The following is a 24,703-nucleotide window of genomic DNA, read 5'->3' as shown; positions in this document are numbered from 1 at the left end:
GAATTAAAATAGAACAGATTATCTCAGCACTATAGTTAATACTACAGCTGCTGCGGAAACAAGCGTAGATATGATTGGAATCAGGTGGTTGTTGGGATTGACCTGTTTTTCCTTAGATTTATCAGGCTCTACATACACGATGTCATTCTGTTTTAAATGGAAGTATGGAGAGTTGTAAACGTTCTTGTCATTGAGATTTAGTCGGGTCATGTTACGTATGCCATCTTCTTCCCGAATCACCAACACGTTTTCCCTTCTACCAAAAACAGTCATGTCTCCGGCCATACCTAAGGCTTCCAATAAGTTGATTTCTTCTCCAGGTACATTTAATGAGGCTGGATGATTCACCTCTCCAATAACAGTGATTTTGAAGTTGACCAGCTGTAAATCTACAAAAGGATCCTTGATTTGTTTTTTTAAGGCCTTGGTAATTACGCCTTGAGCTTCTTCCAAACTTAGTCCTTCCACTTTTACCTCGCCCACTAGTGGTAAAGCAATGTTTCCTGCACTGTTGATCCTGAAACCACCCTTACTATTGATGGGATTATTACTGTTGGTCGCATTTGCACTGGCAAACAGGACGTTGTATTCTGGGTTTAAACTAGTTAAGGAAATACTCAACTGGTCGTTCTTCTGGAGCTTTAAGTCCGCAGCCTTTGGAATTTGATCACTGGAAACATTGGTAAGGTTGCTGAAGTATACTAGATTTCTTTGTGGCGCACAGCCTAGTAAAATCAGCGAAACGAATAAAGCAAAGGTTAAATTTTTCATTTTGGTGGAGGTTAAATGATTTAACTAATTGATATTCCCTGGAATTCTTAGAATAAAGTTAGATAAATAATACCCCATAAAATGAGTAGCTGGGCAAGTTGTAATTCACATTGTAAAAGTGCACACTATTAGTTTACATTATTGAGAAAATAGAAGGATAATTTAGTCGATTTAGTGCTAGAATATAGATATGTTTTTACAATCATTTATTTTAAACATTATATTCGGAATAACGTTCTACCAATGTAAAGAACCAAAATGCCAATGAATAAGGAAATAGAAAATTCCCGGGTTAGCCCAGGAAAGAAATTTGTACTAAAAGATCAGGATACCAGCTATAATGGGGACCTGGAAAAAGAAGCTGGTAAGGCAGCACTGGATCTGGTTAAAGAGGCCTTAGATAAGTTGCAGGAAACACTTTACGCTGCGGATTCACACTCGGTTCTCATTTTGTTTCAGGCAATGGACGCCGCTGGAAAGGACAGTGCGATTGCACATGTGATGTCCGGATTAAATCCCCAGGGTTGTCAGGTGTATACCTTTAAAACGCCAACTTCTGAAGAATATGACCACGATTTTCTCTGGCGTCATTATAAAGCGCTACCAGAAAGAGGACGTATTGGGATTCACAACAGATCTCATTATGAGAATGTACTCGTTTGTAAAGTTCATCCGGAATATGTGTTGAATGAGAAAATTCCAGGATATGATACGGTAAAGAAAATTGATGATAAGTTCTGGAAAAGGAGATATGAAAGCATTCGGAATTTCGAAAAACACATCTCAGACAATGGAACTGTAGTCATCAAGTTCTTCCTGAATGTTTCTAAAGAGGAGCAGAAAGCCAGGTTTTTAGAAAGAATAGAGGATCCTGTTAAGAACTGGAAGTTCTCCTCCTCGGATATCACAGAGCGAGAGCGCTGGAAAGATTACATGGAGGCCTATGAACAGGCCATCAATGAGACTTCTACAGCACAAGCACCATGGTATATCATCCCTGCGGATAAGAAATGGTACGCAAGGTTGTTGATTAGTCAGATTTTAGAACATCATTTAAAAGGGATGAACCTGAAGTTTCCGGTGTTAGGAGAGGAGGAAATGGCGAAACTGGAAGAGATAAAAAGGAGTTTGCTCCTGGAAGGTTAAAGCCATCAAATTTTATATCAATGACTAAAGTTTGTCCTTGTGGGATAATTAAGTACATTTGCCACGCTTTTGGTTCCCGGTAATCTTTACCGGGATTAAAAGGGAATACGGTGTGAATCCGTAACTGTCCCGCAGCTGTAAGCTCTATAACGGTATTCAAATCAAGGCCACTTTTTTAACAAAAATGGGAAGGCAGGATCACCGGGAGTAAGTCAGAAGACCTGCCATAAGTATAATATTTCATAGCTTTCGGGGATTGAAGCTTGGAGTGAGTGCTTATTTACTGTATTTCATTTCCATGATCTAACTGTTTGCTGTGGGTAAATAACTCACAACAAAAATGAGAAGAAACAAATTTGCCTTTTCAGGCATCAACGCTTGTTTTTTTACTTTACTAACCTTAATCGGTGTTGGGGTAGCTGTGCCTTTAAATTCGCAAGCCCAAATCCATCCGGTTAAGCCAGCAAAACAGGATTCCCTGGAAAAAATAAATGCATTAAAGGAAGTACAGATCAAAACCATAAAACTCAGTAGACGCCAAACTTCCTCCACACCCTTACAAATCCTTTCTGGTGCCGAACTTGAAAAGCTGAACAGCCTTTCTGTTGCTGATGCGGTGCGTTATTTCTCCGGTGTTCAGCTAAAAGATTATGGTGGAATTGGCGGTTTAAAAACCATTAATGTGCGCAGTATGGGCAGTAACCATACCGCGGTATTTTACGATGGGGTACAATTGGGGAACGCACAAAATGGACAAGTAGACCTTGGGAAGTTTTCATTAGATAACATTGAAGAGATCGAACTGTATAACGGGCAGAAAAGTAGTATTTTACAATCGGCAAAAGGCTTTGCTTCCGCCAGTTCTCTATATCTGAAAGCCAGACAACCAAATTTTGAAGCGGGTAGGAGCAATCGGGTAAAAGCAGCATTCAGAACAGGCTCATTTGGTTTGTTGAATCCATCTGTTCTATGGCAAAGTAAACTGGGTGAGCATACCTATAGTACCCTAAGTGCAGAATTAAAAAAGGCAAACGGGTGCTATAAATACAGGATCACCAATGGGGTGTATGATACCACAGCGGTACGTACCGATGGTGATGTAGAAACGATGCGCCTGGAGCTGGGCTTAAATGGGATGTTGGCCGACAGTAGTAAATGGAGCGTGAAATTATATGGTTATAAAGACGATCAGGGATTACCTGGCGCAATTGTAGCCAATGTTTTCCGTTTTTCGCAGCGGATGTGGAACCGTAATTTCTTTGCACAATCAGCCTATGAAAAGAAGGTCGGGAAATACAGCCTGCTGGCTTCGGCGAAGTATTCAAATGATTATATGCGCTACCTGAACCCGGATATTGTAACGACCTCGGGTTTTCTGAACAATACCTACCATCAACAGGAATTCTATCTTTCTTTAGCGAATAAATTGAAAATCAATAAATACTGGGATCTGGTTTGGTCTGCCGACTATCAGCGGAACCATATGGATGCAAACCTGGATCGCTTTGCTTACCCAACCAGAAATACCTTGTTGAATGTGCTGGCCACACAACTGCATTTCGATAGGTTCGATATTCAGGCCAATGTATTGAGTACGCTGGTAAGTGATCAAGTGAAATCTGGCCCTTCTGCAGGTCGCAAAAATGAGCTTACCCCAACAGTAATGGTATCCTGGCAGCCTTTCGATCAAAAGGAATTCAGAGTGCGATCCTTTTATAAAAGCATTTTCCGAATGCCAACTTTCAATGACCTTTACTATACTTTTTACCAGTTTACGGTACTTCGTCCAGAATACACCAAACAATATGACCTGGGATTCACTTATATCAAAGGCTATGAAAACCGCGCATTATCACAATTCTCTATTCAGGCAGATGCCTATTTCAATCAGGTGAAAGATAAGATTGTGGCCGTTCCCGGAACCTCACAAGCCATGTGGAGCATGAGAAATTTAGGAAAAGTAGAAATCAAAGGGATTGATGTCAACATCCAATCTGCCTGGGAAGTAGCACAAGCACTTAATTTAAGTTTAGGGCTAAGCTATACTTACCAGCAGGCCATCGATGCAGATCCAAAATCTACGACTTATAAAGACCAGATCCCTTATGTCCCTTTACATAACGGCACCTTTCTGGCTGGCGCTTCCTACAAGAAATTTGCAATGAACTATAGCTTCCTATACACCGGCGAACGTTACGATCAAAGTGCCAATATCCCAAAGAATTACGTGCAACCTTTTTATACTCATGATCTGGCCATGCACTACAATATGCAAATTCAGAAAAGGAAATTGAGGCTTACAGCGGAAGTGAATAACTTGTTAAATCAGGCTTATGCCGTGATCACGAATTACCCCATGCCCGGCCGTTCCTATAGATTCAGCCTGACGTATGACTATTAACCAAACATTAAACGAATTAATTTTTTTAAACGATTATATAAACCGATGAAAAAAATGAAAGCCATTACTAGATATGCCTGTTTCCTGCTGATCTTGCTGAGCTCATTTTTAGGTGCTTGTCGCAAGGATTTACAAGTGATTCCAGAGGAACTGGTAGGTATACTGCCAGCCGATCCCTCACGCCAATTACAAGGTTTTTACCTGGTCAATGAAGGCAATATGGGGATGAACAAAGCCTCCTTAGACTACATGGATTTTTCTACCGGCGTGTACAGAAGAAACATGTACAACCAGATGAACCCAGCACAGGTAAACGGCCTGGGAGATGTGGCAAATGATGTGGGGATTTACGGATCTAAACTTTATGTGGTCGTTAATATTTCCAATAAAGTGGAGGTTATGGATGCAAAATCAGGTAAACGAATTCAGCAAATTAACGTGACCAATCCCCGTTACATTACCTTCAAGGATGGAAAGGCCTATGTGAGTGCTTACCTCGGACAAGTTGGCGTCCCTGATGCGCCAAATGGGGTAGTAGTCCAAATTGATACGGCATCCTTAAAAGAAGAGAAAAGAATAGAAGTAGGAAGGCAGCCAGAAGAAATGGCGGTTGTTGGACAGAAGTTATATGTCGCGAATTCTGGTGGCTATACCCCCTTGAATTATGATACCAGGGTTTCAGTGATTGATTTGAACTCGTTTAGCGTTGTCAAAAATATTGATGTTGCCATAAATCTGCACCGCCTGAAAGCAGATAAATACGGAGATATTTATGTGACCTCCAGAGGGAATTACCTGGATATTCATTCTAAAATTTATGTGATTGATACCAAGACTGATCTGATCAAAACGCGTTTTGATATTGGAGCCAGTAATCTGGTGATTGATGACGATATCGCTTATTTCTATGGCTCAGAATGGAGCAGCAATACCGGGAAGTTCAGCCTCAGCTATGGTATGCTGGATGTAAAACAAGAGAAAATCCTAAACACGAAATTCATTACCGATGGGACCGACGCAAAAATTATGATTCCATACGGTATTGCAGTTGATAAATATACTAAAGAAGTGTTCGTCACGGATGCAAGGGATTATGTCTCTCCAGGGGTCCTGTATTGCTTCGACCCGGCAGGGAAGAAGAAGTGGTCTGTTGTTACCGGGGATATCCCTGCACATTTCGCCATGGTATATAAGTAAAATAAGAAGCTACAATTAAATTCATCACATAAAGACAACAATAAATAATACAACTAAACAAAAAAAATATGAATACCTCAATGACCAAAAACGGAAAATTATTCTTGCTACTTGCTACTGCGGGTTTACTCTCTCTAAGTTCATGTAAAAAGGATGAATTACCTGTAATTGCCCCACAACCGCTAAATACAACAGGCGTATACGTACTTAACGAAGGTTCTTATTCCAGTGGTGGCGCAAGTTCTATCAGCTACTATAATGTGGCAAGTAAGAAAGTGGAAGTCGATTATTTTGCCAAACAAAACGGTAAAGCACTTGGCGCTAATGCGAATGACCTGAAGCAATATGGAAGTAAGATCTATTGCGTAATCACCGGAACAACTGTTAATGCAAAAGATTCTTATTTGGAAGTGATCAATATGGCAACTGGAAAATCTTTGAAACGCATTCCATTTTCTGATGAAAACGGAGGCTTTATGCCAAGAAATATTGTTTTCAATAAGAACAAAGCCTATATCTCTGGATATGATGGGAAATTGACTAAACTGGATACTACAAGTTTAACGATTGATAGCAGATTGCTTGTTGGTGGCGCTTTAGAGCAATTGGCCATTGTAAATAACAAGATTTATGTGACCAATTCTGTACATCAATTTTTCCCATCTGCTAACAATAGCTCCGTATCTGTAGTAGACCTAAATAACTTTACCAAGCTGAAGGAAATCCCTACCTCCCTAAATCCAAGGGTAATTTTTGCCACTCCTAGTGGTGATTTATTTGTGCAGACTTCTGGCAATTATAGCTCTATTCAGGGAACGCTTGAAAAATTGAGCAGTGTATCGGATACTAAAATTAGTTCTGGTCCTGATTTAGGTCTTTCGTTTTTGAGCATCACCGGTGCCAATGGTTATGCGATCGGTTACAGTACCGCTCCTTATTTGAAATCTTTCAATACCAGCACTGGCGCATTAGGAAATGACCTGATCAAAGATGGTACAGCTGCTGATATTACCTATCCTTACACGGTAAGCTTAAACACATTGGACAATAGTTTTTATGTGGCTGATGGGAAAGATTTCACCAATAATGGTAAAATGTTTAGCTACAGCAAAGATGGAAAACTGCAATTCGCTTTTGAGACTGGTGTTGCACCTAAAATGGCTGTATTCCAATACGGATTCTAATCATCAAGCTCCAATCTATAATTATCAATAAACATCATATCATGAAAACTAAGTACTATCTCGCTTTCCTAGGCATGGCCGCACTGGCTTCCTGCTCAAAAAACTCAGATCCAACACCGACTCCAGAACCTATTGTGGGCACAAGCTTTGTCTCTAAGTTAATAGAGTACCTTCCAGCACCAGGCCAGTTTATCAATACGGACCTTGGAAATACAGTAGGAGCCAATACAATTATCGGTAAAAAAGGAATGGTAAGTCTTGGCGCATGGGGCGGCTCAATTGTGCTTGGATTTGACCACTTGGTGATCAATCAACTGGATAAGGACGACATCATCATTTATGGAAATCCATTGCCAACTTTTTCTGAACCAGGGATTGTATGGGTGATGCAGGATACCAATGGCAATGGCCTGGCAGATGATACCTGGTATGAAGTTGCAGGTAGTGAGTTCAAAAATTTAGCCTACCAACGCAATTATGCGGTGACTTATACCAAGCCGGCAGCAGACACTGATCCTGTGCCTTGGAAAGATGTATATGGCAAGACCGGAGTGGTTGAAACCAACACTTTTCACAAACAAGCGTACTTTCCTGAAATGAAAGACAAAGCGGGAAAATTGATCACAGAATATACCCTTAAAGGTTCACTATTGTCAAATAGAAATATCGATATGTCTGATCCTGGAATGATCCTCAGTCAACCATATGATTGGGGTTACGCAGATAATTTGCTTGGTGGTGATAAAATCGACATCGCAAATGCGGTAGATCAAAATGGAAAGAAAGTGACTTTAAATGGCATTCATTTCATTAAAATCCAAACCGGCGTACAGGCAAATATGGGCTGGCTGGGAGAGTTGTCTACCGAAGTTACTGGTGTAGAAGACATCAGCTTAATGAAGTAAGCACTCCTTAAAATAAAGGCGACCAAACAATCATACAAACAAAATTCAATCCATTCAATGAAGTTCACAAGTTTTAAAGGATTAGCATTAGCAGCTGTTTTATCAGCTGCGCTATTCTCATGTAAGAAAGATACCCCAGAAGTTGGTGTAGACCCAACAGTAGTTGCCGGGAAATATGAAAAAGGATTTTTTATCATCAATGAAGGATGGTATGGTCACGGCACAGGATCAGTGTCATTTTATGATGCCGTAAGTGGTACGCTAAAAGACAGTGTTTTCCAAAAAGAGAACGATGGAAAAGGATTTGAACCTGCGAGTTCTACCGTGCAGTACGGTACCGTTTTCAATAACAATTTATATGTGATCAGTAAAGTAAAAGGACCAGTTGTAGTAGCTGATGCAAAAACGATGAAAGAAGTAGGTAGAATTCCTGGTTCCGGAGACTATGATTGGCGAGCCTTTGTTGGTATAGACGAAAACAATGGGCTTTTAAGCAGTAGCGATGGGATTTATCTGATCAACCTTAAGACCTTAAAACCAACATTTAAATTAATAGGTACTAAAGGTCAGATCGGCGATATGTTGAAAACAGATAAATACATCTATACCCTTTCTCAATCAGAAGGTGCAGTGATCTATAATGTTTCCGACCTTTCCGTTCAAAAGAAAATCGCTGGTGTAACCACCGGTTTCGTGAGAACACCAGATGGTAGTGTATGGTTTACTGGGGGTAAAAACCTGTATAAATCGAATCCGGTAACCTTAGAAACAGAAACAGTAGAATTGCCATTTACTACTTTTAGCACCTTTGGCGCCTGGTTCTCTTCAGCAATCGTTGCCTCTACGAAAGAAAATGCAGTATTTATGATTAAATCGTCAAATGGATGGGGTGGAGGTCAGGATATTTACAAATATGTATCCGGTGATAAAACTTCTCTGGATAAACCTTTCATTACTGCTGTGGATAAACAGGTTTATTATAAAAAGAACTTAGGTTATTATGCTCAGGCAGATCAGATTGTAACCACCACGATGTTGCCTGGTTTTGGCGTAAATTCTTACACCAACTTCTTGAATATCTATGATGCAAAAACAGGTACGCTGAGTAAAACAGTTCCTTTTTCAGGTTACTATTTCCCAGCAATGTTTGCCTTCCACTAAACGTTATGCCCATGGGCTTTTTAATGCCAAGGAAAAAATATAACTTTGTTATTATAATATAAAAGAATATGTCTGAATCTAAATTCAACCCGCGTTCGATAATCCTGTTAATGATTATCATCTTTGTAAGCATTATCCGTGTTGCAGCCCCTTTATCTAGCGACTTTAAAGAGATCGCTAATTTCTCAGCTGTAGGAGCAATTGCCTTATTTGGCGGCGCATATTTCAATAACAATGTGAAGGCATTTGCTTTCCCTATGTTGGTGTTGGTACTGAGCGATATCTTTATTGCTAAAATTTCTGGATATGGATTTTTCTATGCAGGATGGTACTGGACCTATATTGCAATTGTAGCAATGGTTGCCGTTGGTAAACTGATGATGAAAAAAGTGAATGTAGGAACCTTTATGGCTTCCACTTTCATTGGTGTTTTTCTACACTGGATCTTAAGTGATATCGGCCCAATGTATGCACCAAGTATTTACCCAGCTACTTTAGCCGGTTACGGTCAATGTTTGATCAATGCGATTCCTTTTGAATTGAACTTCCTTTATGGAACTGTAGCTTATGGAGCAGTAATGTTTGGCGCTTTTGAAGCCTTAAAAGCTAAATACCCATATTTAAGTTTAGCCAAAGCAGCATAAACAGCGTTTAAAAACAATAAGATAAACAATCCCGGGATTGTTGCGGAGGAAACTCTTCAACCAGCCGGGATTTTTTTATGCCCGGAAGAATTATTTACCTTTGAAGGAAGCTGCAGTCCTCAACGACAGCTGAATCGCCCCTTATGAAAAAGAAATTAGTTGTATTTACAGGTGCCGGAATAAGTGCGGAAAGCGGATTGAGAACCTTCCGGGATACGGACGGACTCTGGGAAGGTTACAATATCTATGATGTAGCCACACCTGAAGCCTGGCGTAAGAATCCGGTATTGGTTCAGAATTTTTATAATGAACGCAGAAAACAGGTGTTGGCAGCAGCGCCGAATGAAGCTCATAGGGCATTGGCAGCGTTGGAAGCAGATTATGATGTTCAGATCATCACTCAAAATGTGGATGATTTACACGAACGTGCTGGCTCCAGTAAGGTAACGCATTTACATGGTATCATCACGCGCTCACAATCTGATAGAGATCCTTGTTTAACTTATCCAATAGCAGGCTGGGAATTAAAGATGGGCGATCTTTGTGAATTGGGAACACAACTTCGGGCACATGTGGTCTGGTTTGGTGAGCCTGTACCCATGATCGACGAGGCGTCTATGATCTGTCGCTCAGCAGAAGTATTCGTGCTGGTAGGGAGTTCTTTGGCCGTGTATCCTGCTGCTGGGCTAATTGATTATGTTCCCGCAGACAGTCCAATCTATATCATCGATCCAGTAATTCCGAAAGTTAAAAATAACCATCAGCTGATCAAAATTGAAAAAAGAGCAGTGGAGGGGATGAGGGATTTGATGGCCTTGTTAACCTAGAATTTTGATTTTACCCGACAAGTAAATTTCTGTTCTATGTTATTGAGTGGTTTTAAGTACCCCTGCACTTCATATCTGATCCAGAAGCCCTTAACTGCTGCTTCCGGCTTAGTTACCCATCTGCTCTGAAATTAAGCTCATAAACCAGAGTAATGAGGCTTTACCCCTACGAACTTTTAAAATATTAATGAACAAAGGTTGTAGTATCCTTACTTTCTTCGATTTGAACTTTAATATTTCTTCTTCCAACGAGTAAAATCAGGAGGGCAATGATGGTTGTACCGGTCATAATGGCCACCATAGGAACTGCAGATTTTACCTCGAACATGCTGACGCCAAAAGAAGCCAATGCACCCAATCCCATTTGTACGGCACCCATTAAGGCCGATGCGCTGCCTGCGTTTTTGCTAAATGGCGCAAGAGATAAAGCAGAGGTGTTTGGATTGGTTAAGCCCAGACAAGAAAGGAATAAGAACAATAGTAATACGGTTTCTGTAAGGCCAAACCAGTTGTTGATGCTACCCAATAAGAAAAATAAGACCACTAAAACCTGTGTGCTTAAAGCGGCAAATATCACTTGCTCACTTCTGTATTTTCTTAGTAAAAAGGTGTTGATCTGGCTAGAGCCAATTAACCCTGTAGCCAGTAAGGCGAAGATCCAGCCATAACCTTCTTCGGATACTTGAAAAATATCGATGAAGACGAGTGGGGAACCAGAGATGTAGGCAAATAATCCGGAGAAAGCCAGTGCCCCAGTGAAAGCATAGGTATAAAACTGTGGCTCTTTGAGTACAGACAGAAAATTTTTGAGAATAGGGATGGGCTTCAGGGAAAGGCTGGTGTCTGGTTTATAGCCGTCCGGTAGCCAAAGCCAACTGGCGATCAGGTTTAAAATGCCCAGGCCCATCAAGATGATAAATACAGAATGCCATCCCCAGGCCACAGTGACATAACCGCCTAAAGTAGGGGCAATCATTGGAGAAACGCCTACTACAAGCATCAGCAAGGCGAAAACCTTCGCGTTTTCTTTTACCGGGAAAAGGTCTCTCACCATAGCTATAGAAGCAACTGCTGCGGCACAACTTCCTATGGCTTGCATGAAACGGAGAATGATCAAGGCATCCAGACTGGTGGCAAATACGCAAATCGCAGAGGCAATAATATAAACGACTAAACCAATATATAATGGTTTTTTCCTGCCAAAACGATCTAATAATGGTCCATAAAGCAGTTGTCCGGCAGAAATGCCTATGAAATAGCTGGAAAGTGATAACGATACTTTAAGTACAGTGGTGTTCAGGTCTTTTGCAATAGCCGGGAATCCCGGGAGGTACATGTCGATTGAAAAAGGGCCTAAAGCGGTTAGGGAGCCTAATAATACAATCAGGAGGAAGTATTTTTGTTTTGTCATTAGCCTTGCAAATATAGGTATTGTCGGCTTGGCATCCGCCAGAATCGGTTGTTTTATCCTAAGATAATGGAAGCTTTATCAAAACATAAATGATCCCATTTCGTTCTAATTATATAAGTTTTAAGCAGGATTCTGTAAGTATTCAGAAAGTAAATAAGTTATTTTTGTAATTTCGTTTTAACCTCCGGAGAGATAGAATTATGGTGTTATATGTAAAAAATATGGTTTGCGAGCGTTGTGTGATGATTGTACGTCAGCAATTGGAGCAACTTCACTTCGAGGTAAAGGACATCAGCTTAGGTAAAGTGGAGGTGGTACCAGACCCGAATCCCAATCAGCTGCAGGATATATCGGCAACGATGCAAATGCTGGGTTTTGAACTGATGGATAAGGAAAAAGATCAGCTGATTGAACAGGTTAAAAATAAGGTGATTGAACTGGTTCATTATTCTGATTTGAATGCGCTCAACCAGAGTCTGATCACCGTCATTGCGGACCGTTTGGATAAAGATTATGCCTACCTGAGTCGGTTGTTTTCTGACGTAGAAGGAATCACCATCGAAAAATATATCATTCAACAGAAAATTGAAAAGGTGAAGGAGTTGTTGGAATATGGAGAATTAAACCTCAATGAAATTGCCTATAAGATGGGATATAGCAGCAGCGCACATTTATCTGCGCAGTTTAAATCGATTACCGGCTTAAGTCCTAGCAAATACAGAGACTCCAACGCTAACCCGAGAAAACCATTGGATAAAATCAAATAGTCCGGCGAAATTTGTAACATTACCCTCCCTAATCTATTCTAAACACACAGATGCCCCTTTATAAACATTATTCATTTGATCTTTGGCTAACCTTGATCAAGTCCAATCCAGCCTTTAAAACGGAAAGGACAAAATATTTTCATGCCCATTTTAATTCCAAAAAGAAAACGATAGCGGAAGTTGCGTTCATATTTAGACAAGTCGACTTGATGGTGAATGCCATCAATGAGAAGACAGGAAAAAATATAGATGCCGATGAAATGTATCTGATGGTGATTAGCATCATCAATGATTATTCAACGGAATTCCAGGGATTGGATATGGAGGAGTTATATCTGGAAATGGAAAGCTTATTGTTGAATCATATGCCATTGCTATACAGTGAAGACTCTTTGAGGGTATTAACCGAGTTGAAGTCTACTGGATTAAGCACCGCAAATATTTTGAGTAATACCGGTTTTATCAGAGGAAAAACGCTAAGAAAAGTGCTGGATCATTTACAGCTGACCGACTTGTTGGATTTTCAATTGTACTCAGACGAAATGCGCCTGTCTAAACCCAACCCCAAATTCTTTCAGCTGATGCTGGATACAATCGATCAGGACAGACATCCTGAAATTGGACTCCATGAAATTATACATATCGGCGATAACCCGATTGCAGATGTGAAAGGGGCAAAGGCGATGGGAATCAACACCCTGCTCATCAATTCAAATCATTTATCAATTTTACAATTACGCTCATGATTCCATATACCTATTCCCTCCATAAAATAAATGATACCGTTAATTTCGGGTTTTCAGCAGATGATTATAGTCGCTTTAAATTTGGTGATGACCTGGTGTCTAAGTCTTTCGGAAAAGACCTGGCCGAGGGTTTTATCAAGTATTACCTGCAAGAGAATCTGATTACAGAACAGATTGTAGTGATTTCTAGTCCTTATTGTTTCATTCCAACAGCGACTTTTGCCATGAAAAATGCATTTGTAGCGCAATTGAACCGTTGGTTGGTGGAGCATGGTGGACTGGTGGTTCAGGAAGCAAAAGTCCACCGAACCATCACCTACAAAGAGGATTACGGCGGACTAAGTGCGGAAGAAAGGATGGAACTGATTGGAAATGATTCTTTTCATATTGACAAAGGCTTTCTGGAAGGTAAAACCTTGCTTTTCCTGGATGACATCAAAATTACTGGTAGTCATGAGCGAATGATCCTGAAAATGGTGAAAGAATATGGCTTGAAAAACGATATTCACATGCTCTATTTTGCAGAGCTAGTGAATAAAAATATACATCCAAATATTGAAAACCACCTGAACTATCATTTGGTGAAATCTATTTTTGACCTGGATGAAATCATTAAAAGCGGAAACTTTGCGATAAATACCCGGATTGTAAAATATATTTTGAACAGTGATTTTGAGAGTTTCAGTGTTTTCCTGGAACGACAAAATTCGGCGTTCATGAACAGCTTATATGATTTGTCATTGGGAAATAGTTATCATACGATCCCGTCGTATGAAGGGAATTTAAATCATTTGAAAAGTTACTTGAATCAACAGGCTTACAAATTAAGTTAAGACGATTTTTTAGTTTTAAACCAAAGACTCCTGCATGAAAATGCAGGAGTCTTTTTTTGGCTGTGTATTTAAAGGGAAGTCACAGGGTATACTCAGGGTATAATCAGGGCTTGCCATATACTTTCTATATAGTTGCTATGTAGTTGGTATATTCAGGAACACATCAACTACATTTAAATAGTATCTCAAGAATACCGCAATAACATGCCAAGGCCTGAGTATATCCTTAGTATATAGCTGTTTTATAACCTCATTCCTACTGAATAAGGAAGTCCGCAGGAGTTCAAATGCTTTGGCATTTTAAGCAAAACTATGGAATCTAACTCCTTACTAAGTCAACAGAATTGATTGGCCGGGAATAATTGTCATCAGATCTTCAAATCCGATGGTATCAGGTGCTGAAAAAGTTGTTTTTTACATTAAAAAGCTAGTTTTTTCAGTTAAAAAATGATATTTTGCAGGTACTGATAAAGCGCGGTAATTTTAGTATTGGAATTGGTAAATTACCCAAAATCAATGCTGAATTATCAGCTTAAAACAGTATTGTTAATTATTGATTATAATTTAAAAATTGATTAAATATGGCAATTAACTTGCAAAAAGGACAAAGGGAGAACATTGATGCTCCTAAATTTACGATCGGTCTTGGATGGGATACCAATAGTTCTACTACAGGTACAGCATTTGACTTAGATGCATCGATTTTTATGTTAGGTGATCAAAAAAAATTGGTGTCTGATCAAAACCTGGTATTTTACAATAACCTGGTTTCTCCAGATGGCGCTGTAGAACATACAGGTGATAACCTAACAGGTGATGGCGCTGGTGATGATGAGCAAATCAAAATTGATTTAACTAAAATTGATCCTAAAGTTAATGAGATCTGTGTTGTGGTAACGATCCATGATGCAGAAGGCAGAAAACAGAATTTTGGTCAGGTTAGAAACTCTTTCGTACGTATTTTTGATGCCGTTTCAAATGAGGTGATCTTAAAGTATGAACTGGAAGAAGATTTTTCAATTGAAACTGCTGTAGAATTCGGTAGAATTTACAAACGTGAAGGAAAATGGAAATTCGAAGCCGTAGGTATGGGCATGAAAGGTGGTTTACAAGATTATTTAAATAAATATCAATAAGAAATTATGGCAATCAATCTTCAAAAAGGACAGCGTATCAGTCTTGAAAAAAGTAACGGAAGCAAGCTTCAAAATATTTGTGTAGGAATTAACTGGGGTGCCATTGAGAAAAAAGGCATGTTTGGTTTTGGTAAAAGCAAAGAAGCAGTAGATTTGGACGCGAGTTGTGCTTTGTACAATGATAAAAAACAACTGGTAGATGTCATTTATTTCGGCAGTTTAAAATCGAAAGATGGTGCTGTAAAACATAGTGGTGACGACTTAACAGGTGATATGGGCGGTGATGATGGTCTGGATAATGAGGTGATTACCTTAGATTTCTCCCAACTTAATCCGGCTGTTGACTATGTCGCATTCGTATTGAATAGCTTTAGAGGTCATGATTTTGGAACGATTCCTTTTGCTTCAATTCGTATTTACGAAGGAAATCCAAAACAAGTAAGAGAGGTGTTTGCAACTTATGATATTGCAAATGGCGCAGGATTTGCTGGTCATGTTTCTATGGTATTGGGTGTATTCTACAAGAAAAACGGAGAATGGAAATTCAATGCCATCGGAGAGCCTACCAAAGACAAGAAATTAGAAGAAACTGTAAATACAGTAACACAAAGCTATTTATAACGTCTAAAAGGTAAAGGACATTTTATTGAATTATGGAAATAACCCCGATTACGACCGAAAGCCTTAGCCCGGTTCCTGTAAAACTGGATAAGGATGGAAATGTTGATTTGACAACCATCACTCCGGAAGAAGTGAAAAAGTATAATGAGATTAATAAATCATTACAGCCTTCTGATGTTAATTCTATCCTTAATTATGGGGTGGAAGCGCAGAATTCTATGGAGAAATACAGTAATGATTTTCTATCATCTGTAAGAACTCAGAATAGCGGAGAAGTAGGTGGATTGATTAATGAATTATTGAGCGAGCTTAATTATATTGATGTTTCTGAATTGGAACAGAGTGGTTTTAAATCTTTCATTTCAAAAATCCCTTTCCTTAAGAACCTGGTAGTTGATGTTAAAAAACTCTTCCAAAAATATGATGTGGTGGTCAATAACATTGACAAAATCACCAATAAGATTAAGGCTGGGCGATTAAATTCAATTAAGGACAATAGCTCGTTGCAAACTATGTTTGATAACAATGTGGCGTATATCCATCAGATGGAAGACCTGATCATTTCAGGACAACTTAAATATGAAGAACTGAAGCAGAAGTTAACGGAAATGGAAGCCAGTGCCGCTGATTATGAGGATTATGAGATCGCTGATTTAAGAGATTTCGTAACCCGATTAGACAGACGTTTGGCAGACATGAAAATTGTTCGCTTTATCATGTTACAATCTTTAGCTCAGATCAGAGTAGTGCAGAATAACAATACGTCTATCGCCGAAAAAGCGCAGTCGATTGTTTCTACCACGATTCCGGTATGGAAAAATCAGTTGACCATCGCTGTTGCACTACAAAGGCAAAAAGCCAATGTAGAAATGCAGAAGAAAATTTCTGACACCACCAATACGATTTTACAGAAGAATGCAGAAATGCTGAAACAGAATAGTATTGATGTAGCCAGAGAGAATGAAAAAACAGTGGTGTCTTTGGATACCCTGAAAATGACTACGCAATCGTTGATCGAAACCTTGAATGAGGTGAAGAAAATTCATGAGGCAGGAGAGCAGAGCAGAAGGGTGTTAGATGGAGAATTGAAAACGCTGGAAACTGAATTGAAAAAGAACGTGACGCGAGTTAATTAAAAAAATCGATGGATGACCGCCGTAATAATATTTTAAAAGAATCCCGCACAGAGATCAGCCGCTTGCAGCTGCTCTCTGTGTTTTTTGAAGAAGAAGCGGTTTATAAAATTTACCTGCGCAGTCAGGTGATTCATCAGTTATTTGAGCAGAATGAAGAATTGGATATCGATAAACTGGAGCTTTTTCATGTACAGTTTACATCCAGTGTGATTGAACTGCTCAGAAAGATTAAAAAGAATAATGAAAAGAATGTCAGCCTGATCTATGATGAAATAGAGCTGAATAAGGAACTGATAGAGCGGATGAGTAATTCCGTCTTTACCGATCGTAATTTCAATTTAGACAAGCAGAAGCAAGCCTTAAAGGTCAATTTGTCCCTAAGGAAGTTGTTTGAAGTGCTGTCGGAGTTGAGTACTGATTTTCCTTTTTCAAAAAACATCAATTCATTTAGCTCCAGGTATGCTAAAGACTTTTATTATAACATTACTCCTGATCAGTTGAGTGAACTGATTCAATACGATCCGAAAGATGTGTATTTGAACATCCACGCTACGATCGAAAGAAAATTAATGGGTACCCTATGTAAGTATGATTTTAAAACGGAGTTTTTCTGCGGATTAAAGTCAGGGCAAATGATCATTGAGGTCTATAAATTCGTAGAAGTAGACCGATACTTCCTCTTTTTCCCGAACAGGAATCTCTTCCTGTTTTGTGATATGGAGGTCTTGAAGGATGTGGATTGGACAAACAATCTGTCAGAAAAAGAAAAGATGATTCAGGAGCTTTCCTATAAGAACGATAAATTGGAAAGTAGTGCTGCGGCCCTTAAAACCTATATTCCGAAGGAAATTATTGACCTATTAGAGGAAAATTATCTGAAAATTTCAGACATAGATTTTCTGGATCATTTGAATAATTTCGATGTACAGGCGAATATTTTAAAAGCGATGCTTAAAACCGATCTTTTTTAGCATTTTTATCAAAGTAAATTAAAACAATAAAGTAAAACATGGATAATAATTTAATTAATCATCCTGGGGTAATCCTCGGGTTTGCAGTGCTGGTCGTCGTGATGCTACTGCTGGATTTGGGCGTTTTTAATAAAAAGGTTCATGCCGTAACCAGCAAAGAAGCTGCAATATGGTCTATAGTATGGATTACTTTATCTATGGCATTTAGTGGGGTAATTTACGTTACCTCAGGGTTTGAAAAGTTTACACAATTTCAATCGGCTTACTGGATTGAAAAGGCATTATCGGTAGATAACCTCTTTGTCTTTATCCTGGTATTCGGATTCTTTAAAGTGCCAAAAGAATTACACCATAAAGTGTTGTTCTGGGGTATTATTGGCGCGTTATTGTTCCGTGCGATCTTCATTTTTGCTGGCGTCGGACTGATTAACTTAACCTATTTACCTGAAATGACCCTGTTTGGTCATGTGATGCGCATCAATGTGATCTTGTTAATTTTTGGTCTCTTCTTAATCTATGCAGGTATCAAATCTTGGGTTGCAGATGACGATGATGATGAGGAAAAAGATTTTAGCAAAAGTGCCGGTGCACGTTTGATTTATAAGTTCTTTAAAGTAAGCAAGGAATTTGATGGTGCTAAATTTTTCACGGTAGAAAACGGAATTAGAGTAGCTACACCACTATTGGTAGTGGTTGCAGTAATCGAGTTTACGGATTTACTTTTCGCAGTAGATTCGATCCCTGCGATTTTTGCGATTGCTCCTGATGATCCACTGATTTTATATACTTCTAATATTTTTGCCATCCTGGGTTTAAGAGCCCTGTATTTCCTATTGGCGAATTTCATCCACATGTTCAGCTTGTTGAAATATGGTTTGGCAATCATCTTAACCTTCATTGGAGTTAAAATGGTGATCGCACCGTTCTATCATATTTCTTCACCGCTATCATTGTCGATTGTTGCAGGGGTATTGATTCTAGCAGTAATTGCTTCCATCATTTTTGTGCCGAAAGAAAAAGCAGCACAATAAGCCTTTTAAGGCTGATGAAACGGCACAATTGAGCAATCGGAAAAGGCTTGGGTTTAAAAACTCAGGCCTTTTCTGATGTATAGGAATCCAATTAAGCTTTAATCTGTATTTTAAACCTTAATTTTAGCTAACAATCAACCATTATGCAGCACTTTTTAAACATCAATCTCGGGGAAGATTTTTATGCTTTATATCAGAATGAACAAGAAAGGGCAGTACTTCAACTGTTGGAAGCACAGAAGGAACCCTTGGCGCTCATGATCCAGGGTTATCATACCAGAGAAAAGGTACGCCATGTGAACCTCATCGCCGACAGTCTGAAACTGGAAGCGGGAGGGAAGGGGAGCTTGGTCGTTACCTATCAGCTAGAAGAGTTTAATGTATGTAGTGCGATAGACCGTACGGATATCGAAAGTATGAAGTTGACATTTACGCTGCCTGATGGCAGTCAAACCATGAATGTAGCAGGTATATTTATCCCAGAGCGTGAGCCCGATTCCTTTTAGAATCACAGGGTTTTGCGCATAAAAAAAACCGGCAATTGCTTGCCGGTCTTCGTACTTATGAATTGATTAAACTAGAATAATGTAAATTCAACTCTACGGTTTTGTTGACGACCTTCAGCAGTTTTGTTGCTTGCAATTGGACGGTCTGGACCGTATCCTACTGCTTCAATACGTGAAGCGTCAGCACCTTGAGATACTAAATAAGCTTTTACTGATTCTGCTCTTTCTTTAGATAAACGTTTGTTTAAAGCTAAAGAGCCAGTGTTGTCTGTATAACCAGCTAATTTAAGGCTAAAGTTTTTCTCTACCAATAGTGCCGCAACACGGTTTAAAGTAGGGAATGATCTTTCGCGGATTGTCGCTTTTCCTAAATCAAATTCCAGGTTTTTGATGGCTTCAGCTACGACCTTACGGTCCGCTTCAGTTACAATAACTTTTTCTCTGATAATAGTTTTAGGTGCAGCTAATGGACATCCTGAACCATCAACAACTATTCCTGCTGGAGTACCAGGACATTTATCAAATTTGTTCGCTACACCATCTTGATCATCATCGCCCATTTCCTTAGCATAGATTTCTCTATCTCTCTCAATTTTTTGCTCTGCTGTAGACAATGCATTTCTTAAAGCTGCGCTTTCTTCTGCACTTTCATTGCGTAGGTTAGCCAATGAGCTGTAATTTTGTAATTGTGGTTTTGATTTGCTACCCAATGCAAATTCGATACCTGCATGACCGTAAGAGAATTTATCAAACTTACCAGTGTTGTAACCGTCAAATTCACCTGTTTTAGTAAAGTTTACATCATAACCAAAGTCTAGGTTAATACCTTTAGCGATACCAAGTTTGAAACCTGCACCAACTGGGATAAAATATCCGTCTTTGTAGTGGTTTTGTTCTGTAGTTACACCATCAGTAACTTTAGCACCTGATGACATGTAACCCACACCACCTTTTAAGTAGGGAATTAGAACGGCATTTTCATTATTGATGCTAATGTTAGCCAGATTGTAAACGGCTGTTAAAGCTGCGGACCATTCCAGGTGAGTTTCAAAAGCGTTCTCGTTACCTAAATATTTTGCTCCGGCAAATGGGTTTAAAGGTCCTGAACCTTTAATTTTTCCAGCAAGGAAATCAGCCTGAAGGCCTAAAGCTGGGAGAATTTGTTTTTTGATATACCCACCATAACCTAGTGCTTCTCTAGCGGTATTGAAATCACGGTCACTACCATTAAAAATTGTGTTTGAGCTAAGTACGCCGGCATGAGCACCAATTGACCAGGTGCGGAATTCTTTTTTTCCGAAGCGGCCTGTTGCGCCAGGGTTGGTATCTTGTGCGAATAATTGCGATGATGCGCCTAGTAGCGTCACTACCATTGCGGCTTTTGTAATTTTGGATTTCATATTCTTTTCAATTAGGTATTTGCGTTCATTGTCAATTGACGAACTACAATCCCCCCTTGAAATAATCCTGCCAAACACATTTTAGTGCTTAAAAACCATTGAATATCTTAGTAATGAGTTAGTTATTGTTTTTTTGAAAAATACGGAAATTTGGGATGATCAGGATTAAAGCCTGGATTTTGTGTATAGTATTTGCTACAAAATTTATAAATCGAAAACTTCGCCTAACTCCGGAATGCTGACTTTATAGTCGATTTCCCGTAGTGCTTCTGCCAAACTTTGGCTGCTTTTATCTTCCCCATGTACCAGGAATACCTGTTTTAATTTTGTAGGATCTTGTTGTTTTACGGTGTTCACCAAATCTTTATGGTCGCCGTGACCGCTTAAAAGATCCGTTTTTTGAATGCTCGCATACACCATCAAGTCCCGGTTTCTCAGTCGGACGATAGAATCTCCTCGAAGTAAACGGTGGCCCAATGTACCTTTCGAACAATACCCTATGAATAGAATAGTGCAGTAATAGTTCTGTATGTTATAGTAAAGGTGGTCTTGTATTCTTCCACCTTCCAGCATACCCGCCGACGAAATAATGATGCAAGGCTCATGGTAATTCGATATGGAAACGCTCTCGCGCTTATCATGAACATAGGAGAGACCTTCAAATTCAAATTGATCTCCCTGGTGTGTATAGAAATCCTGTGCCTCCTGATTTAACAACTGGTAATGTTTGCGGTAAATGGCGGTTGCAGATTCTGCCAAGGGGCTGTCCACAAATATTTTAACATAAGGAAGTAAGCCCTTACTGAAGATTTGATTTAAAGCAAATACGAGCGATTGGGTTCTGCCAATACTAAATGCTGGAATGATTAAGCGGCCCGGATTTTTGATACAGGATTCCTGAATAGTGCTGATCAGTTTCTGCTCCAATGTCATTTCTGAGCTGTGTAATCTTCCGCCATAAGTAGATTCAGAGACCAGGTAGTCTACCTGAGGGATGGGTTCCGGATCACCCAGTACAGGATAGTTGCTACGGCCAATATCACCCGTAAACGCAATTTTTTTAGTGATGCCTTGATCCTGTAGTGTTAAAACTACTGCTGCGGCGCCAAGAAGGTGGCCAATCGGAATGAATTCCAGGGCAACTTCGTTATTGATACGGAAGGTTTTATGGAAATTAATGGTCACAAAGCGGTCCACTGTATCCATAACGTGTTTATGCAAGTAAAGCGGCTGCGGACCAGGGCCTCTTTTTCTTCGACCCTTACTGGCTTTGCTTTGTTTGCTGATAAAAATGTTAACGGAATCGAGTAAGAGCAATTCGGTGAGGTCAGCAGTAGCTGGGGTACAAAGGATCTGTCCTTCAAAACCCATTCTGATTAAAGTAGGGAGATTTCCGGAATGATCAATATGTGCATGGGTAAGAATCACGACATCTATACTGCCAGGATCAAAAGGAAAGTGTTGATTCTCTTCCTGATAAGTGTCTTTTTCGTAATCCAGACCACAATCAATGAGTATTTTGTAGTCTTCTAATTCCAGCAAATGCATACTCCCTGTTACCTGTCTTGCTGCTCCCCAAATGGTCAATTTCATATTTCCGCTATTCCTTAAATGCAGCAATATATCAATTTATAAGCTATGAGTATCCATCCATTTTGAAAAATCAGCAATCCGGTATTGATAATTAAAGCTGGAATGGACAGGTTCTCCAGAAATGATTTTCCAGTTTAACAGCTCATCAATGAAAGATGGTAAAGGGAGTTTTGACTGCTCAGCTGCTTTGACATAGAAGGCCTGTCTGCTGGGATGATCAGGGCTACATACGTTGTAAATTACACCGAAGGCAGCCTGCTCGATTAGCGATAAGGTAAATGCTACGCAGTCCTCCTGATGTAGCAGGTTGACGGGTGCCTGTCCATTGGGGATGTCTTGTTTGCCAGCAAAGAATCGTCCTGGATTTCTTCCTGGTCCGATAAGTCCGGCAAAACGGAGAATAGTGGTATTGAAGGAGAGGCTTGCTAAGAATTGCTCCGTCTCCAGCATCGCTTTACCTGATGCGGTATCAGGCATAGGTGTACTTGAAGCTGTGATTTCGGAATTGCACTCCCCGTATACGGCTGTGGAGCTGATAAAGATAACCTGCGGAATTTGCTGTTCTTGTGCTAGAGCAGCAATCTTTTGAACTTTCCCTAAAAATGTCGACTGCTCAGCACTGCTTCTTTTTGGAGGGATCGCAATCACCAGGATATCTGTTTTGAAAAAATCAGGATCATTTGCCGTTTCCTCTTCCTGGAAATTTAGTAGATAGGGAAGGATGCCAAGGGAAGAAAGGATTTCCATTTTCTCCGGACTGGTGCTGGAGCCTTTTACCGTATAGCCTTCGGCCACCAGGCGTTTGGCCAATGCCAGTCCGTACCAACCACAACCAAGAATGCTGATCGTTTGTTTTTTTGTAGCTGTTGAATTGCTTTCCATTGCTGATGAAAATAAAAAAGGGGTAATGCTTGAGCATACCCCTTTAAGAAATGAATGTAAAGACTAAAGAACGGTTACGTTTGAAGCCTCAGGACCTTTTTTTCCTTCATTCAATTCGAATTCTACGCTGTCTCCTTCATTCAATTCTCTGAATGAATCTCCTGCAATCGCAGAAAAATGTACGAAAATATCTTTTCCTCCATCTTCTGGAGTTATAAATCCAAATCCTTTTGCAGAATTAAACCATTTAACTTTTCCTGTTGTACGCATATTATTATATATATATTTCGAGGTGAAAATAATGAATTGAACATTAATATCAAAATCTTAAAATAAGGGTGGAGTATATTTTAAATTTAGGAAATTTTATTTTGTTAAAACCTATATTAGAGCTACTTGTTAGGTTATCCAGGTCAATATCTGCCTTAAGGGTGTACCTCAAGCTTACCGGGCAAGAAGCAGCGCAGGGCTGAATTTAGATAGAGAAGCGCGATCTATTTGGAAAATATAAAGAATAATAAAAAAAATATAGTGATGAATACTAGGAAAAACAAGCTTAGCAACAGAATTTATGAAGAAAAAAATAACCTTGGTTTAGATGCAGATGGCTCTTCTGAGGATTTTTCGTTTAATGGCGATTTGAACAGTGATTATGAGCGTATCACCGGAAATCCTGATGGAGAAAACGACCTGAAATACCCAAAGCACTTTCCCGACTCAAATCCCCTAATGGATAAGTAATATGGCCTATTTGGTGGTGTAACACACATTATTCTGGCTTGAAAACTTGTAGAAAAATGCCCAAAATGGGGTCTTTATTGGGAAAATAAGCCACCTTTTTTTTATTTCATGAAATAATCAAGAAAATTTTTAGTCTTGAAAATAGGTCTCAGTTAGCTTGTGTCTAAGTTTATTGCTTTATTTTCTGGTGCATTTCCCCAAAATATAGGCTTGGCTTGGTTTTTTCCTATAATATCTCATTAAACTACAGGAATATGAGAGCACTATATCCATTGTTATTGTTTGCTGTTGTCTTTTTTGGCAGCTGTAAAAAAGACAATTCTTTGGAGGAGTCAATTCCTGCAATTGTGAAGCAAGCAGGGGTGTTGAGGGTAGAGTGCGCTAATTGTGTGGTGAACTATAAAATCAACTTTAAGAAATACAGTGTAAAAATTGATAAGGGAAGTAATGACATCGCTTTTTATTATTCAGGTAATTTTAATTTAGTTGCTGAGGTTGTTTCTAAAGAGGATCAGAAGATCAGGGTGTTAGTGATTGATGCCTTCGGTAGAGTGGTGTCTAATCAGTTGAAAAATTGGAATGAAGGAGAAAGTAGTTTGCAGACGTTCGTGATCAATATAAAATAATTGAGCCGAGCCGATATAAAATGTCTAATCATTCCTGCTTTTTTTTAAATCAAAAGAAGTTTAGTTA

General features: G+C 39.4%; 25 protein-coding genes and 1 riboswitch. Of the genes, 19 read left to right on the top strand and 6 right to left on the bottom strand.

The window, feature by feature from the left end; genetic code table 11:
• Nucleotides 1–18: 18 nt before the first annotated feature.
• The gene (locus GM920_RS05950) at nucleotides 19–771 is read right to left on the bottom strand and encodes a polysaccharide biosynthesis/export family protein (RefSeq protein WP_182954395.1); all 753 of its coding nucleotides are present in this window, start codon (nucleotides 769–771) and stop codon (nucleotides 19–21) included.
• 264 nt (nucleotides 772–1,035) lie between these two features.
• Here GM920_RS05950 and GM920_RS05945 point away from each other — a divergent pair, with 264 nt between their 5' ends.
• The 8 genes from GM920_RS05945 to GM920_RS05910 all read left to right on the top strand — a co-directional run bounded on the left by GM920_RS05945 (nucleotide 1,036) and on the right by GM920_RS05910 (nucleotide 10,236).
• On the top strand, nucleotides 1,036–1,917 hold the full coding sequence (locus tag GM920_RS05945; protein ID WP_182954393.1) for a polyphosphate kinase 2 family protein: 882 nt from the start codon (nucleotides 1,036–1,038) through the stop codon (nucleotides 1,915–1,917).
• 53 nt (nucleotides 1,918–1,970) lie between these two features.
• A riboswitch (cobalamin riboswitch) is annotated at nucleotides 1,971–2,160 on the top strand.
• A gap of 97 nt (nucleotides 2,161–2,257) precedes the next feature.
• Nucleotides 2,258–4,318, top strand: coding sequence for a TonB-dependent receptor (locus GM920_RS05940; RefSeq protein WP_182954392.1), 2,061 nt, complete (start codon nucleotides 2,258–2,260; stop codon nucleotides 4,316–4,318).
• 45 nt (nucleotides 4,319–4,363) lie between these two features.
• Nucleotides 4,364–5,515, top strand: coding sequence for a YncE family protein (locus tag GM920_RS05935; protein WP_235964448.1), 1,152 nt, complete (start codon nucleotides 4,364–4,366; stop codon nucleotides 5,513–5,515).
• A gap of 68 nt (nucleotides 5,516–5,583) precedes the next feature.
• The gene (locus tag GM920_RS05930; protein WP_182954390.1) at nucleotides 5,584–6,699 is read left to right on the top strand and encodes a YncE family protein; all 1,116 of its coding nucleotides are present in this window, start codon (nucleotides 5,584–5,586) and stop codon (nucleotides 6,697–6,699) included.
• 41 nt (nucleotides 6,700–6,740) lie between these two features.
• The gene (locus GM920_RS05925; RefSeq protein WP_182954389.1) at nucleotides 6,741–7,604 is read left to right on the top strand and encodes a cell surface protein; all 864 of its coding nucleotides are present in this window, start codon (nucleotides 6,741–6,743) and stop codon (nucleotides 7,602–7,604) included.
• 57 nt (nucleotides 7,605–7,661) lie between these two features.
• Nucleotides 7,662–8,765, top strand: coding sequence for a DUF5074 domain-containing protein (locus GM920_RS05920; protein WP_182954387.1), 1,104 nt, complete (start codon nucleotides 7,662–7,664; stop codon nucleotides 8,763–8,765).
• A 68-nt stretch (nucleotides 8,766–8,833) separates the two neighbouring features.
• The gene (locus tag GM920_RS05915) at nucleotides 8,834–9,409 is read left to right on the top strand and encodes a DUF6580 family putative transport protein (RefSeq protein WP_182954386.1); all 576 of its coding nucleotides are present in this window, start codon (nucleotides 8,834–8,836) and stop codon (nucleotides 9,407–9,409) included.
• 143 nt (nucleotides 9,410–9,552) lie between these two features.
• Entirely contained in the window at nucleotides 9,553–10,236 is a 684-nt protein-coding gene (locus GM920_RS05910) for an SIR2 family NAD-dependent protein deacylase (protein WP_182954383.1), read from the top strand.
• A 184-nt stretch (nucleotides 10,237–10,420) separates the two neighbouring features.
• Here GM920_RS05910 and GM920_RS05905 read toward each other — a convergent pair whose 3' ends face one another.
• The gene (locus tag GM920_RS05905) at nucleotides 10,421–11,647 is read right to left on the bottom strand and encodes a multidrug effflux MFS transporter (RefSeq protein ID WP_182954380.1); all 1,227 of its coding nucleotides are present in this window, start codon (nucleotides 11,645–11,647) and stop codon (nucleotides 10,421–10,423) included.
• 200 nt (nucleotides 11,648–11,847) lie between these two features.
• On the opposite strand from GM920_RS05905, the gene GM920_RS05900 reads away from it, so the two are divergent.
• From GM920_RS05900 to GM920_RS05860, 9 genes are all read left to right on the top strand, one after another.
• On the top strand, nucleotides 11,848–12,414 hold the full coding sequence (locus GM920_RS05900; protein WP_182954378.1) for a helix-turn-helix domain-containing protein: 567 nt from the start codon (nucleotides 11,848–11,850) through the stop codon (nucleotides 12,412–12,414).
• A gap of 50 nt (nucleotides 12,415–12,464) precedes the next feature.
• Entirely contained in the window at nucleotides 12,465–13,160 is a 696-nt protein-coding gene (locus tag GM920_RS05895) for an HAD family hydrolase (RefSeq protein WP_182954375.1), read from the top strand.
• A complete protein-coding gene (locus tag GM920_RS05890) occupies nucleotides 13,157–13,993 on the top strand; it encodes a phosphoribosyltransferase family protein (RefSeq protein WP_182954373.1) in 837 nt (278 codons plus the stop codon). The genes GM920_RS05895 and GM920_RS05890 overlap by 4 nt, the downstream gene beginning before the upstream one ends.
• 581 nt (nucleotides 13,994–14,574) lie before the next feature.
• Nucleotides 14,575–15,129 carry a TerD family protein gene (locus tag GM920_RS05885; protein WP_182954370.1) on the top strand — a complete coding sequence of 185 codons (555 nt, stop codon included), beginning with the start codon at nucleotides 14,575–14,577 and terminating at the stop codon, nucleotides 15,127–15,129.
• Between the two features lie 6 nt (nucleotides 15,130–15,135).
• Entirely contained in the window at nucleotides 15,136–15,750 is a 615-nt protein-coding gene (locus tag GM920_RS05880) for a TerD family protein (RefSeq protein ID WP_182954368.1), read from the top strand.
• Between the two features lie 32 nt (nucleotides 15,751–15,782).
• Entirely contained in the window at nucleotides 15,783–16,886 is a 1,104-nt protein-coding gene (locus tag GM920_RS05875; RefSeq protein WP_182954366.1) for a toxic anion resistance protein, read from the top strand.
• Nucleotides 16,887–16,894: 8 nt separating this feature from the next.
• Nucleotides 16,895–17,857 carry a hypothetical protein gene (locus GM920_RS05870; protein ID WP_182954363.1) on the top strand — a complete coding sequence of 321 codons (963 nt, stop codon included), beginning with the start codon at nucleotides 16,895–16,897 and terminating at the stop codon, nucleotides 17,855–17,857.
• Nucleotides 17,858–17,895: 38 nt separating this feature from the next.
• Nucleotides 17,896–18,888 (top strand): TerC/Alx family metal homeostasis membrane protein, encoded by a 993-nt coding sequence (locus GM920_RS05865; protein WP_182954361.1) that lies wholly within the window; start codon nucleotides 17,896–17,898, stop codon nucleotides 18,886–18,888.
• Between the two features lie 143 nt (nucleotides 18,889–19,031).
• Nucleotides 19,032–19,394 (top strand): hypothetical protein, encoded by a 363-nt coding sequence (locus GM920_RS05860; RefSeq protein ID WP_182954359.1) that lies wholly within the window; start codon nucleotides 19,032–19,034, stop codon nucleotides 19,392–19,394.
• A 71-nt stretch (nucleotides 19,395–19,465) separates the two neighbouring features.
• On the opposite strand, the gene GM920_RS05855 is transcribed toward GM920_RS05860, so the two are convergent.
• The 4 genes from GM920_RS05855 to GM920_RS05840 all read right to left on the bottom strand — a co-directional run bounded on the left by GM920_RS05855 (nucleotide 19,466) and on the right by GM920_RS05840 (nucleotide 23,539).
• Nucleotides 19,466–20,794: an OmpA family protein gene (locus GM920_RS05855; RefSeq protein ID WP_182954356.1), complete on the bottom strand. Its 1,329-nt coding sequence runs from the start codon at nucleotides 20,792–20,794 to the stop codon at nucleotides 19,466–19,468.
• A 204-nt stretch (nucleotides 20,795–20,998) separates the two neighbouring features.
• Nucleotides 20,999–22,387 carry an MBL fold metallo-hydrolase RNA specificity domain-containing protein gene (locus GM920_RS05850; protein WP_182954355.1) on the bottom strand — a complete coding sequence of 463 codons (1,389 nt, stop codon included), beginning with the start codon at nucleotides 22,385–22,387 and terminating at the stop codon, nucleotides 20,999–21,001.
• 36 nt (nucleotides 22,388–22,423) lie between these two features.
• Nucleotides 22,424–23,269, bottom strand: a complete 846-nt coding sequence (locus tag GM920_RS05845) for an SDR family oxidoreductase (RefSeq protein ID WP_182954353.1) — start codon at nucleotides 23,267–23,269, stop codon at nucleotides 22,424–22,426.
• A 63-nt stretch (nucleotides 23,270–23,332) separates the two neighbouring features.
• Nucleotides 23,333–23,539, bottom strand: coding sequence for a cold-shock protein (locus GM920_RS05840; RefSeq protein WP_062548063.1), 207 nt, complete (start codon nucleotides 23,537–23,539; stop codon nucleotides 23,333–23,335).
• Between the two features lie 264 nt (nucleotides 23,540–23,803).
• On the opposite strand from GM920_RS05840, the gene GM920_RS05835 reads away from it, so the two are divergent.
• Nucleotides 23,804–24,010 carry a hypothetical protein gene (locus GM920_RS05835; protein WP_182954352.1) on the top strand — a complete coding sequence of 69 codons (207 nt, stop codon included), beginning with the start codon at nucleotides 23,804–23,806 and terminating at the stop codon, nucleotides 24,008–24,010.
• A gap of 254 nt (nucleotides 24,011–24,264) precedes the next feature.
• Complete coding sequence (locus tag GM920_RS05830; protein ID WP_182954350.1) at nucleotides 24,265–24,636, top strand: hypothetical protein; 372 nt, start codon at nucleotides 24,265–24,267, stop codon at nucleotides 24,634–24,636.
• The last annotated feature ends 67 nt before the right edge of the window (nucleotides 24,637–24,703 follow it).

It is taken from the genome of Pedobacter gandavensis, assembly GCF_014172405.1.
Taxonomy (GTDB): domain Bacteria; phylum Bacteroidota; class Bacteroidia; order Sphingobacteriales; family Sphingobacteriaceae; genus Pedobacter; species Pedobacter gandavensis.
The sequence above is the reverse complement of the archived record's forward strand: the minus strand, read 5'-3'. Positions and strand labels throughout refer to the sequence as shown.

Excerpts from the sequence above, each read along its gene's own strand:
- GM920_RS05950 (WP_182954395.1), bottom strand. The coding sequence starts at position 771 with ATGAAAAATTTAACCTTTGCTTTATTCGTTTCGCTGATTTTACTAGGC.
- GM920_RS05945 (WP_182954393.1), top strand. The coding sequence starts at position 1,036 with ATGAATAAGGAAATAGAAAATTCCCGGGTTAGCCCAGGAAAGAAATTT.
- GM920_RS05940 (WP_182954392.1), top strand. The coding sequence starts at position 2,258 with ATGAGAAGAAACAAATTTGCCTTTTCAGGCATCAACGCTTGTTTTTTT.
- GM920_RS05935 (WP_235964448.1), top strand. The coding sequence starts at position 4,364 with ATGAAAAAAATGAAAGCCATTACTAGATATGCCTGTTTCCTGCTGATC.
- GM920_RS05930 (WP_182954390.1), top strand. The coding sequence starts at position 5,584 with ATGAATACCTCAATGACCAAAAACGGAAAATTATTCTTGCTACTTGCT.
- GM920_RS05925 (WP_182954389.1), top strand. The coding sequence starts at position 6,741 with ATGAAAACTAAGTACTATCTCGCTTTCCTAGGCATGGCCGCACTGGCT.
- GM920_RS05920 (WP_182954387.1), top strand. The coding sequence starts at position 7,662 with ATGAAGTTCACAAGTTTTAAAGGATTAGCATTAGCAGCTGTTTTATCA.
- GM920_RS05915 (WP_182954386.1), top strand. The coding sequence starts at position 8,834 with ATGTCTGAATCTAAATTCAACCCGCGTTCGATAATCCTGTTAATGATT.
- GM920_RS05910 (WP_182954383.1), top strand. The coding sequence starts at position 9,553 with ATGAAAAAGAAATTAGTTGTATTTACAGGTGCCGGAATAAGTGCGGAA.
- GM920_RS05905 (WP_182954380.1), bottom strand. The coding sequence starts at position 11,647 with ATGACAAAACAAAAATACTTCCTCCTGATTGTATTATTAGGCTCCCTA.
- GM920_RS05900 (WP_182954378.1), top strand. The coding sequence starts at position 11,848 with ATGGTGTTATATGTAAAAAATATGGTTTGCGAGCGTTGTGTGATGATT.
- GM920_RS05895 (WP_182954375.1), top strand. The coding sequence starts at position 12,465 with ATGCCCCTTTATAAACATTATTCATTTGATCTTTGGCTAACCTTGATC.
- GM920_RS05890 (WP_182954373.1), top strand. The coding sequence starts at position 13,157 with ATGATTCCATATACCTATTCCCTCCATAAAATAAATGATACCGTTAAT.
- GM920_RS05885 (WP_182954370.1), top strand. The coding sequence starts at position 14,575 with ATGGCAATTAACTTGCAAAAAGGACAAAGGGAGAACATTGATGCTCCT.
- GM920_RS05880 (WP_182954368.1), top strand. The coding sequence starts at position 15,136 with ATGGCAATCAATCTTCAAAAAGGACAGCGTATCAGTCTTGAAAAAAGT.
- GM920_RS05875 (WP_182954366.1), top strand. The coding sequence starts at position 15,783 with ATGGAAATAACCCCGATTACGACCGAAAGCCTTAGCCCGGTTCCTGTA.
- GM920_RS05870 (WP_182954363.1), top strand. The coding sequence starts at position 16,895 with ATGGATGACCGCCGTAATAATATTTTAAAAGAATCCCGCACAGAGATC.
- GM920_RS05865 (WP_182954361.1), top strand. The coding sequence starts at position 17,896 with ATGGATAATAATTTAATTAATCATCCTGGGGTAATCCTCGGGTTTGCA.
- GM920_RS05860 (WP_182954359.1), top strand. The coding sequence starts at position 19,032 with ATGCAGCACTTTTTAAACATCAATCTCGGGGAAGATTTTTATGCTTTA.
- GM920_RS05855 (WP_182954356.1), bottom strand. The coding sequence starts at position 20,794 with ATGAAATCCAAAATTACAAAAGCCGCAATGGTAGTGACGCTACTAGGC.
- GM920_RS05850 (WP_182954355.1), bottom strand. The coding sequence starts at position 22,387 with ATGAAATTGACCATTTGGGGAGCAGCAAGACAGGTAACAGGGAGTATG.
- GM920_RS05845 (WP_182954353.1), bottom strand. The coding sequence starts at position 23,269 with ATGGAAAGCAATTCAACAGCTACAAAAAAACAAACGATCAGCATTCTT.
- GM920_RS05840 (WP_062548063.1), bottom strand. The coding sequence starts at position 23,539 with ATGCGTACAACAGGAAAAGTTAAATGGTTTAATTCTGCAAAAGGATTT.
- GM920_RS05835 (WP_182954352.1), top strand. The coding sequence starts at position 23,804 with ATGAATACTAGGAAAAACAAGCTTAGCAACAGAATTTATGAAGAAAAA.
- GM920_RS05830 (WP_182954350.1), top strand. The coding sequence starts at position 24,265 with ATGAGAGCACTATATCCATTGTTATTGTTTGCTGTTGTCTTTTTTGGC.